General features: G+C 69.5%; 11 protein-coding genes. 1 reads left to right on the top strand and 10 read right to left on the bottom strand.

Features of this window, described 5'->3' with window-relative positions; genetic code table 11:
* The 10 genes from IE107_RS35780 to eccD all read right to left on the bottom strand — a co-directional run.
* The coding region (locus IE107_RS35780; protein WP_189544873.1) for a WXG100-like domain-containing protein at positions 1–914 on the bottom strand (914 nt) is incomplete at its 3' end.
* 85 nt (positions 915–999) lie between these two features.
* Entirely contained in the window at positions 1,000–1,311 is a 312-nt protein-coding gene (locus tag IE107_RS18350; RefSeq protein WP_189544872.1) for a hypothetical protein, read from the bottom strand.
* Entirely contained in the window at positions 1,304–1,762 is a 459-nt protein-coding gene (locus IE107_RS18345) for a YbaB/EbfC family nucleoid-associated protein (RefSeq protein ID WP_189544871.1), read from the bottom strand. The genes IE107_RS18350 and IE107_RS18345 overlap by 8 nt, the downstream gene beginning before the upstream one ends.
* Positions 1,762–2,343 carry a type VII secretion system-associated protein gene (locus tag IE107_RS18340; RefSeq protein WP_229867060.1) on the bottom strand — a complete coding sequence of 194 codons (582 nt, stop codon included), beginning with the start codon at positions 2,341–2,343 and terminating at the stop codon, positions 1,762–1,764. The genes IE107_RS18345 and IE107_RS18340 overlap by 1 nt, the downstream gene beginning before the upstream one ends.
* A gap of 53 nt (positions 2,344–2,396) precedes the next feature.
* A complete protein-coding gene (locus IE107_RS18335; RefSeq protein WP_189544869.1) occupies positions 2,397–4,595 on the bottom strand; it encodes a hypothetical protein in 2,199 nt (732 codons plus the stop codon).
* Between the two features lie 4 nt (positions 4,596–4,599).
* On the bottom strand, positions 4,600–4,977 hold the full coding sequence (locus IE107_RS18330; protein WP_189544868.1) for a hypothetical protein: 378 nt from the start codon (positions 4,975–4,977) through the stop codon (positions 4,600–4,602).
* A 34-nt stretch (positions 4,978–5,011) separates the two neighbouring features.
* Positions 5,012–5,311 carry a hypothetical protein gene (locus IE107_RS18325; protein WP_189544867.1) on the bottom strand — a complete coding sequence of 100 codons (300 nt, stop codon included), beginning with the start codon at positions 5,309–5,311 and terminating at the stop codon, positions 5,012–5,014.
* A gap of 79 nt (positions 5,312–5,390) precedes the next feature.
* Positions 5,391–5,738 (bottom strand): hypothetical protein, encoded by a 348-nt coding sequence (locus tag IE107_RS18320; protein ID WP_189544866.1) that lies wholly within the window; start codon positions 5,736–5,738, stop codon positions 5,391–5,393.
* A 264-nt stretch (positions 5,739–6,002) separates the two neighbouring features.
* Positions 6,003–7,442, bottom strand: a complete 1,440-nt coding sequence (gene eccB / locus IE107_RS18315) for a type VII secretion protein EccB (RefSeq protein WP_268246605.1) — start codon at positions 7,440–7,442, stop codon at positions 6,003–6,005.
* Between the two features lie 79 nt (positions 7,443–7,521).
* Positions 7,522–8,904, bottom strand: a complete 1,383-nt coding sequence (gene eccD, locus IE107_RS18310; protein WP_189544864.1) for a type VII secretion integral membrane protein EccD — start codon at positions 8,902–8,904, stop codon at positions 7,522–7,524.
* Between the two features lie 277 nt (positions 8,905–9,181).
* On the opposite strand from eccD, the gene eccCa reads away from it, so the two are divergent.
* On the top strand, positions 9,182–10,790 hold a 1,609-nt coding region (gene eccCa / locus IE107_RS34995), incomplete at its 3' end, for a type VII secretion protein EccCa (protein ID WP_229867059.1).

Here is a 10,790-nt window from a genome sequence, read left to right as displayed (position 1 = left end):
GCGGCTCCGGCCCCGGCGCCACCGGCGCCCTTGCCCGCGGCTCCGGCCCCGGCGCCACCGGCGCCCTTGCCCGCGGCACCGGCCCCGGCGCCGCCCGCGCCCTTGCCCGCGGCACCGGCCCCCGCACCGCCCGCGCCCTTGCCGAGACCGCCCGCGGCCTTGCCCGCACCGCCTGCGGCACCACCCGCTCCCTTGCCGCCCCCGGCCAGCCCTTTGCCCAGCACGTTCCCCGCGTCATTGCCGAGGATCTTGCCCAGCCCCTTGCCGGTCAGGTTGCCGAGCAGCTTGCCGAGCCCGCCGCCCAGCAGCGCGAACGGCCCGCCGAGCGCACCGCCGATGGCGGCGAACTTCGCGGCGTCCGCGGTGAAGTCCTTGTTCCACTCCGTCCGGTCGCCGCGGCCGATCTGGGTGAGCTGGAGGATGGAGTCGAGCAGCAGGCCGCCGACGAGGCCGGTGATGGTCTGCATGATGATCTGGGCCAGCAGGAACTTGAGGATCAGCACGGCCATGGAGCGGAACGCGGCGATCGCGGCGGCCGCCCAGATCTCGGACAGCCCCGCGGTCACCGGCATCAGCGCCTGGGCCAGGGCTATCTGCACGACGAGCAGGGCCAGTTGGCCGAAGATCATCCACTTGGTGTACTCGATGTCGGCCGCGGTCTTGTGGGCGTTCTTCGACAGCTTGATGGCGTCCTCGTAGGCCCGTTCGAGGATGCTCTCGTTGCCGTTCGTCCTCTCGACGAACTGCCGGGCGTACGTCACGAACCGCGTCGCGGTCTCGCCCTCGAAGTCCTCGTCGACGCGGGCGACGACCTGCCGGAGAAGCTCCTCCACCTCACGGAACTTCTCGGCCATCTGGCGATATTCGTCACTGACCACCCGCAGGGTGTCCTCATTCGCCTGCGGGAAGGGCATGCCGGTCAGAGTCTTGAGGAGGGTCGCCCATCCCCCGGAAACCTCAATCGCCATCGTGTGGTGCCGTCTTCGGAGTTCGGCCGGCTCAGCCGGCGGCCATGTGGTTGGCGTCGGTCTCGGCGTCGTTCAGGATGACCGAGGCGTTGTTGCCGCTGATGCCGACCATTTCGAGCAGATCGGAGAGGCCTTCGAGGCCGTAGGTGAGCCCCTTGCCGGCCGAGTCGACGAACTTGTGGTACTCCTTCGCGTACACATCGTCCCGGCCGCCCGCCGTCCTGTTCGCCAGGTTGATGTTGTCGTTGAGGACGCCCAGTTCACCGACGATCCTCGCGATGGTGCCGAACTGGGTGAACCGTTGCGGCAGATCCGACGGAACGCTCAGGGTTCCCTCAGCCATAGAACTCGTCCTCCTCGCCCCGGTTCGCGGACGGCTTGCGCCCGCCGCCCAGCACCGTCTCCGTCAGCCCCTCGGGCTGCATCGCGCGCAGCGGAGCGAGCAGATCGTCCAGCTCACCACCACCGAAGAGGCCGCTCGCGAGCTCCTCCTGACTGCCCATCAACGGCCGTACAGAGCCACTGACCTTGGAGTTCATCTCGGTACGTGCGGCGTTGACGGTGGTCTTCAGCACCTCGGCGAGCTGCGCCCCCGGCATCGTGCGATAGCCCTCGGTGTGGAACTTGAAGGAGAGGATCTCGCCGTGGGCGTTGACCGAGGCGGTCACCATCCGGTCCTTGGAGGTCGCCGAGGCGGATGCCCTGGCCAGTTCCTCCTGGACCTGCTGGATCTTCTTCGTCTGTTCCGCGAGGCCGGCCATGGCCTCCGCGACCTGTTCCTGGAACGACACCATCAGTACTGCTCCTCCTTGCCTTCCTTCGCCGCTTCCAGCACGTCGACCGCGCGGGACAGGTCGTCCGCGGACAGCCGCAGAGCGACGGGGCCCGTCGGGTTGAGGTACAGGTCCTGGCCTTCGGGTACGAGTGCGAACACCTCGGAGACGGGCAGCACCCGATGGGCGAGCGCGCCCGCCCGCTCCAGATGGGCGGGCGCGGTGAACACCGGCACCACCGGGTCGCCGTCCGGGGTACAGGCGCTGACCGCGGCACCGCCCGGAGCGGTCAGCACGGCCAGTTCGGCCGTGACCACGGCCATGGCGACGCCTTCGACGGGGCCGTAGCCGGTTGCCGCGAGCTGCATGGCGGCATCCACGTCGTCGGTCGGTTCGGGCCAGCCGAGCATGCCGGGAGAGGGCCGGTAGTCGTCGTTCCGCTGCCATTCGACGATCTCGCCGACGGCGTCGGAACGCCACTGCCCGATCACCGCCCACAACGGCGGTTCGCCTTCTCCGCGCCACGCGGGGTCCACCGTGCCGAACCAGTGCCCGGGGGCGGTGCGCGCAGCCGTACGGATGTCGTCAGGTACCGGCGGCATGGCGGATGCCTCGCCCCCGGTGGGTATCCCGGCTGCTTCTGCACCTGCGGAACTCATCGTCCGATCACACCCGTTCCGGCGTCGGGCTCGGTGCCCCACACCTCTTCGTCCTCCGAGAGCCATACGTTGCGCTGCCGGTCACCGCCGTTGCCTCCGCCACCCGGGGCACCGCCGCCGCCCATGCCCATGGGCGGCATGAAGGGCATGCCGGTCCCCGTCCCGCCCCCAGCTCCGCCCCGCCCGAGGGCGCCGAGCGACTGGGTGGACACATTGCCCTGCGTCGGCGGGGGAGCCGGGATCGCGGGCAGCCCCATGGCGGCACGGGCGCGGTTGCTGAGCCCGGACACCACGGCGGTCGGCTCACGGACCGGGTTGCCGTTGCTGTCGACCATCCTGCGCAGATTCTCGGCGGCTCCCTTCGAGCCGCCGAAGAGATCACCGCTCGACGTGGACGGACGGCGCTGACCGTTCAGCAGCTCGTCGAGCGTCTTGGGGTTGCGGGTCCTCAGGTTGTTGCTGTTCTCGGTGATGTGCTTGCCCTGCGGGTCGCTGATGGTTCCGTCGGCGTTGATCCGGGAGCCGGGCGGGACGGTGAGCTTCCCGCCGTACCCATTGGTCAGCGGCTTGCCGTCGGCACCGATCAGGTTTCCCTGAGCATCCACCTTGGTGCCCTTGGGGACGGTGATGTTGCCCTCGGCGTCGACCCCGAAGCCCCGCGTCAGGTCGCCGGAGGTGGAGCCGCCCGGAAGCGTCGGCGGCTTCGGGCCACCGGCCGCGGGCGAAATGATCTTACCCCCGGGGCCGATCGTGGAGCCGGGCGGCACGATCAGGGGCTTGCCGTTCGAGCCGAGGACCGGTTTGCCCTTGGAGTCGGTGACGGCGCCGGTCTTGGGGTCGATGCGCGACCCGGCCGGAACCGTCAGGAACCCGCCGCCGCCCGGGGGGTTTCCCGTGCCCCCCGAGGTGCTGCCACTGGGTCCCGTGACCGGCTTCGGGCCGAGGCCGAGGTTGTTGGTGTTCGGGAGACTGTTGCCGGAGGTGCTGCCGCTCGGCCCGGTGACCGGAGGCGGTCCGCCGAGGCCGAGATCGCCGCCGCCCTTGCCGCCGATGCCGCCCCCGTCCCCGCCCGCGCCGTCCCCGCCGTCCCCGCCCGCTCCGTCACCGCCGGCGCCGTTGCCGAACATCTCCTTGAACTTGTTGAGGATGTCGTCGGCGCCGCCGGTGCCACCGTCACCGCCCGCACCCGTGTCGCTGTAGAAGTTCTCCTGCTCCTCGGGCGTCAGCGAGATGGTGAACGTCGGCTTCACGACGGAGTTCGCGTCGGAGAGCTTCCCACTTGCCTTGTCGTAGGCCGTCGCCAGGTCGAGCATCGTCTGGGAGGACTTGTCGTCGAGCTCGGTCTTGACGCACTCGAGCCAACTCAACTTCGCGCGGTACTCTATGCCGCCCCAGTCAGGCCCGCTGACATTCGGATTGTGGTCCGACTTCGGGTTCTGGGTGGCCATGGTCTTCAGGAACTCTGCATACAGATGGGTGTAGGCCATGGAGATGGCACCGGGTTCTCGGTGCTCGATGCCCGTGCCCACGGTTTCCCGCTTGTCGAACCAGTCGAAGAAGTTCTTCCTCAGCACCCCGATGGTGGTCGTCAACTGATCGCTCACCGCTTGGAGATCGTCCTTGATCGCGCCACCCATGTAAAAGGACTGGGTCTCCTGGAGTGAACGCTTCACCGCCTGAAGAACGGCTTCGAAGAGGGCGGCGGACTCTCCTTGCAGTTCCTCCGAGCCATCGCCCACCTTCTCGGCCCATTCGTTGAACTTGGCCGCCCACCCGCCCGTCCAGACATCCATGTTGTTGAGGATCTCGGACGCTTTTTTCGATGCCAGGGGATTGGCGTCCTTGTTCGTCCCGGACGCCACCGAACCAAGAATCGGATCGGGGGCCGAGGTGAACTCCATCAGCGCCCCCGATTCGTTGCCGAAGTCGGTCCAGTTGTAGCCGAACCCGAACATGAGCCATTGCTCCTTCTCCCGGGTCGGAAAGGCGAACGCGTGGTACCCGTCAAGCCCCCACTCCGCCGCCTTGAGCTTCGGAGTGCCGTCGAACCAGGCGCCGTTCACCTCTTTGGTGATCCACCTCTTGGAACCCTCGCCCGCCACCAGGTTCCGGTCAGGGAGCTTGGTGGTGCCGTTGTGAAACATGGCGAGGATGTCCTCCCACCTGGCCGGCATCCCGGGCGGCACCTCAGCCATGGATTCACTTTCCCTTCGGGGTCAGGATCTCGGAGAACTCGTCGGCGAGTGCGCCACCCATGACGGTGGAGTCGTCCTCGGCGTCCCTGTGCTTGGTCTCCACGTCCCGCAGACTGGCCGAGAAGTTGTTCATGAGCGTGATCGCCGTTTCGTACCGGGTACGCATACTGGCGCGGTACGCCTCCATCTGGCCCTCGAGCGCCTTCGCCTGCGGGCACTTCTCGGGATTTCCGAGAGCGAGGGGGATCTTCGAACCCAGGCTCACGTAGTCCGGCTTGACCGTGAGGTCACGACGGAACGTGGGGATTTCCTGGTTCGCGTACCTGAGGTAGACGCCGTCGGTCGACTGGAACATGTCGCCCGGCTTCTCGTCACCAGCCATGCTCACACCTCATAAGTCGATTCGGTCGGTCGGGTCAGCTGCCCTGGAGGTTGCTCAGGCCGCGGCCACCGTCGAGGTCCCCGTCGATCTGACGGCTGTGCATCCGCTGGAGAGTCGTCCGGGCGACCCCGTACTGTTCGTCGAGCTGCAGCTTGATCCGGCCCAGCTCTCCCTCGAACTCCTCCCAGGCGGTCCGGGTCTGACCATTCAGGGTGTCGCGCAGCGCGCCGAAGTTCTTCTCCATCCAGGCGAGTGCTTCCTTCATCTCCTGCTGCGCGCTGTCCATGTTCTTGATGGCGTCCAGGACCCCTTGGTGGCTGATCTTGACGGACATGAAGGAACTCCTCGTGAGGCAGTTAAGAGAGCGGGGGAGAGAACGGGGGAGAGATGTGCTGGGGAGAGAGCGGGGAAGGTCACCCGGGGTTGATCGTGCCGCTGATCAGGGAGGCGTAGGTGTTCGCCTCGTGCTCGGCGTCCGTGAGGAGCCGGTTGGCCATGGCGGTGCCCTCCCGGAAGAACTGGGTGCGTTCCATGACCCGGCTGTGCGACCTGAGCCACTCGTCGATGCCCGCCGCGTGGGTCTCCGAGGAAACCGCCTGGTAGGCGCCCCGCACCTGGCTCTGGATGGCCCTGACCTTGCGGCCCGCCTCGTCCATGTCGCGAAGATGCTGGTCCAGCGTCTTCAGCGTCTCGAGCATCGCTGTTTCATCGTTGGACAGGCCGTCGGCCGAGTTGACGTTGAAGCCGGAGACATCAGGCATGGGGGTCCTCCTGGACACTGCGGGAACACGGGCGGCACCACGGGCGCACGGCAGGCCGACCACCGGGAATCACGCCCTCCGGTAGTCGACGGATCATCAGGCTAATACGCGGTACGGGATCTCGGCACGAACGCGCCCCGATAATCTGAGTGTTCATCTTCGGCACGTGCGTGAGCTGCGGAAACGCCGCAGAAAGCGCGTGCCCTCCGGCCCTCCTATCCTCAAAGAAACCTCAATTACCGTGAGCCGGAGGGAACTTGGCTGTCAGGGCTTTGCCCGCGACGCTTCCACGAGTCCCTGCGTCAGCAGGGCCGTGTCGTCCAGCGCGGGCCCCGAAGCGAGCATCCCGAGGACTCCTGACGGGATGGGCACGGACTGATCGACTCCGTACCCGAGCCGCCGGAGCCCCTTCTCTCCCCCGGGCACCGGGTACTTGGCACCGGACCCGGTGACCAGGTAGTACGCCGTACCGGTGCCGGCCGAGGAGAGTGCCGTGACGAGGGCACCGCCCTCCGGGCGTACCGCGAACATGTCCGCGGTCCCGGAACCCGCGGTGATTCCGGGCTGGTTGGACACCGCCCGGCCCCCCACCGACTCCGCGCGGGGCAGGACGACCGAGACTGTCGGCCTGCCGTCCGCGGTGCCGACGACGGCACAGACGCCCTCACCCGCGCCGACCGGGCTGGGCCTGGGCAGGCGGGTCGGGACCGTACCGCCCCCGGCTCCCACCAGCCGCGTCGCCTTCGGGTCCTGGTGGCGCGCCAGGTCGTCCGGGCCGATCTTCTGCAGGGCGACGGCTCCTCCGGCGTACGCGGTCCGCTGGGTACGCGGATCGCCCTTCAGTAGTGCCTCCTCCAGTGCGGTGACCTCGGCCAGCCCACGCTCCGTCAGCAGGTAGTGGCCGCCGGAGCCCTCGAAGAGCTGGCCGATTCGTGTCGGGCGGCCCGCCAGCGACGGGCCCGCCTTGCCGCGTCCGGTCACTTCCGGCACCGCCAGATCCGGGCCCGCCGGCAGGGCGTTGAGGAACGCGTCGGGGACCGGATGCGCCCCGTCCGGGTTGTAACCCAGTGCCTGGACGGCGTAGTTCGCGGTGTTCAGGCGCATCCGGGTACCGTGCCAGAGGAGGTACGTGGTGCCGCCCGGGACGGTACGGACCAGGGTGGCCCCGTCCGAGGTGACGGGCCTGCCCTTGGCGGTCAGGCCGACGGCCAGGGTGAGGAGCGGCTCCGAGGCGGCGTCGGGCCGGGTGGCGCACACCGACCAGGCTTCGCGGCTGAGCGCGCCCGCCTGCGGCAGCGGATCCGGCGCGCCGACGATGCCCAGGGTCGCGCCGCGCGGGGCGTCCTCGATGGAGGCGGGCTTGACGCTCACCACCTTCATCCGGTCACCGGCCAGCAGTCTGGCCGAGGTCTCGTTGAGGACCGGGTGGAGGACTCCGTCGAGCGTGAGGTAGCGGGCGCCCGAACGTTCGTCGAGCACCAGCGTTCCGGTGGCCTTCCACGCGTTCGAGCCGCCGGGCACCACCAGCCCGTACACCGTCACGATGAGTGCGGCCAGGGTCGCGACCACGAGGCCGATGACGAAACCCTTCGTGGTCCGCCGGTGTGCGGACTCGGGGGCGTCCGGATCGTCCCGGAGCATTCCCAGTGACAGTCGGCTCATGACGAACATGTGCGCGTGGACCTGGTCCCGCCTGGACTGCATTCCTTGCCTTTCCGACCGGGCATCGGCCCGGCACGCGAGGACCCGGGATACCGGGGCTTTCGGCCGCCGGACAGCGGGCTCAGCTGTTGAGGCCCCGCAGGTACTGGTAGAGACCGGCGACGAGCAGGGACAGCGGGACGAGGACGACGGCGAAGAGCAGATGGAGCAGGTCGACCGCGCGCCCCCAGTAGGGCACCAGACGCCGACCGGGGAGCGTCCAGCCCGTGATGGCGAGCACGGCCGCGACGGCCAGCAGGGCGGCGAGCAGCAGCGGCCGGACCCCGTCGTCGGTCCGCAGGACCAACTGCACCGTCAGCAGCAGGGAACCGTAGGCGGCCGGAAGGACGACGGCGAGCCGCTGCCAGGCTCCGCCGATCGCCCGTGCGTGCGTGAACATCAGCGCGCACAGGACCGCGGCCAGGGTGAGCGGTGCCCAGGACCTCTCGAACGCCAGCACCGTGAGGCAGCCCGCTGCCACCAGCCCGGTGGCACCGTAGAGGCCCGTGAGGTAGCTGTCGGCGACGGCGCCGCGGGCGGCGATCCGCTCGTCCGGGGTGGGCTCGATGCCCTCCTGGAGCTGGCCCGCGTTGGTGGGCAGCAGCGGAACCTTCAGACCGGACAGGCGGAACGCCAGGGCCGGCAGGAAGTGTCCCAGCAGAACGACCGCCAGGATCAGCGGGGCGGCCGTGCCGGTGGCCGGGACGCCGCAGAGCATCACGGCTCCGCCGACCGCCCCGAGGACCGCGGCCAGGGCGGCGGCCAGGAACAGCGGGGCGCACGCGCCCACGGCGGCCAGCGCGAGCACGGCGGCGCCGGCCGCCGCGGAGCAGCCCGCGAGGAGTCGGGCGCCCGGTTCCGCGTCGGACACGGCTCCCTGGGGCACCAGGGCTCCGGCCAGGGCGAGGTAGGGGATGGCCGTCGCGCCGAGCGCGGCGCCCGCGCCGATGTCGCCGACCGCCCGTGAGGCCGCCGCCGAACCGGCCAGCAGGAGGATCGCTGTCGCCGCCGCGCAGACCGTCCTGAGCCCCGTGGCGCCGGGCAGCAGCAGGAGCAGCAGGCCGGTGGCCAGGGCACACAGGGCGAGCGCGGTCATGAGGTGGTGCGACCACACCGGCCGCCAGGAGTCGGGGCGTTCACGAAGCCGGCTGGAGAGCCCGTCGACGAGGTCGTCGTAGTGGATCTCTGGGAGGGCGTCCCCCCGCAGACGCAGATGGACCGTTTCGCCGTCGTGCAGGCCGAGGTCGCCGAGAGTGCTCTCGTCGTCGAGAGGTTCCTGGCCGAGGCGCTGGAGCACCCAGCCGCCTGCCTGCGCACCCCGTTCGTAGAGGTCGGTGCCCCCGTGGTCGACGATGGTCGGCAGCAGATCGGCGAGCACGATGTCGGACGGTACGGCAAGTTCGACGGAGCGGTCGGGCGTCAGCACCGTGAGGCGGCACAGTGGTGCCGCGGATATGTCGGTCAAGCGCGTTTCATCGCCTTCCAGGACGGTGGTCGACGCGGTCGGATTGATCACATTAACTTGTGCGTGCAGTCTGTAGGTTGTGGGGTGCTGTCGAGATCGTCGGCCCCGCCCACACCCACCCCTCGACCTGCGTTCCCGCAATGGCGGCCGTACCGAAGGCGTTTGACGTCCCGTCACCCCGAAGACACGTCACGGCAACCGCCGGCACCCCTCAGGAAGGCGATTCCCTTTGAGCGTGGTCCTCTTCAAGAGGCCTCCCCGGCGTCTTGGCCCCGAGATGCCCCATGGCGAACTGAGCCTCCAGGAGCCGCCCACGGTGCCGGAGACGCAGAGCGCGATGGGCAACATGATCACGTATATGCCGATGGCGCTCAGCTCGCTCGGCATGGTGCTCATCTTCCTGCGTCCCGGCAGTGGCGGCGGCCCCATGATGTACGTCGCCATCGGCCTGATGGCGCTGTCGGCCGTCGGCATGCTGGTCTCGCAGATCGTCCGGGCCTCCGGGGACCGCAAGCGGGTCCTGCTCGGTGAGCGACGCGACTACATGCGGTACCTGTCGATCAGCCGCAGGCGTGTACGCAAGGTGATCAACCAGCAGCGGGAGTCGCAGGCGTGGTCGCACCCGGACCCGGCGTCCCTGTGGAGCCTGGTGCCCACGGCCAGGCTGTGGGAGCGGCGGGCGACGCACGCGGACTTCGCCGAGGTGCGGATCGCGGTGGGCGAGCAGCAGTTGGCGACGAAACTGACCCCACTGAGCACCAAGCCGGTGGAGGATCTGGAGCCGCTGTCCGCGCACGCCCTGCGGCGCTTCATCAAGGCGTACGGGACCGTGCCCGACCAGCCGGTCGCGGTCTATCTGCGTACCTACGCGCGCGTCCTGCTCCAGTCCGACGAGGAGGCAGCGCACCCGATGGTGCGGGCTCTGCTGGCGCAGCTGAGTGTGTTCCACGCGCCGCAGGACCTGCGGATCGTGGTGCTGGCGGACCGTGACCGCCGGGGGGCCTGGGAGTGGGTGAAGTGGCTGCCGCACGCCCAGCATCCGACGGACGTCGACGGCGGGGGACCGGTGCGACTGGTCACCGATTCCGTCCTGGGTCTCGAATCGCTGCTCGGTGAGGAACTGACCGGCCGGCCCGCCTTCGAGACGGACGCCGTCCCGAGCGCCGAGGAGCCCTACTGCGTCGTGATCCTGGACAGCGCCCGGACGCCCGCCGACTCCCGGCTGGCCACCGACGGCTATCGCAACGTGGTGACGCTGGACGTTTCCGGTTCCCTGCCCTGGCGCCCGTCCCGCCACACGCTGCGGCTGCGGATCGCCGGGCAGCGGCTCGAACTGGTCAGCACCGACCGGTCGGGGAAGGAGACCACGTCCGCGCTCGGCAGGCCCGATGTACTGGGTCCCCGGCGGGCCAGGGCACTGGCCACACTGCTGTCGCCCTATCGGATGGGCATCACCACGGACAATGGTGAGGCGCTCACGTCGGACGTGCAGCTGACGACCCTGCTCGGTCTCCCCGACCTGCACACCGTCGACCTGGATGCCGTGCGCGACGACCGCAGCGAGCGGGCCAGGCTCCGGGTTCCGCTGGGGCTCGCCGGTGACGGCACCCCGGTGGAACTGGACATCAAGGAGGCGGCACAGGGCGGGATGGGCCCGCACGGCGTGCTGATCGGCGCGACGGGTTCCGGCAAGTCCGAGCTGCTGCGGACCCTGGTGCTGGCGCTGGCGCTCACCCACTCCTCGGAGAAGCTGAACTTCGTCCTGGTCGACTTCAAGGGCGGCGCCACGTTCCTGGGTCTGGACGGTCTGCCGCACACCTCGGCCGTGATCACCAACCTCGCCGAGGAGTCCTCCCTGGTGGAGCGCATGCAGGACGCCCTGCACG

The organism is Streptomyces gelaticus, assembly GCF_014649535.1.
In the GTDB taxonomy this organism is placed as follows: Bacteria; Actinomycetota; Actinomycetes; order Streptomycetales; family Streptomycetaceae; genus Streptomyces; species Streptomyces gelaticus.
Note: the sequence above shows the minus strand (reverse complement) of the source record. Positions and strands in the feature narration are given on the sequence as shown.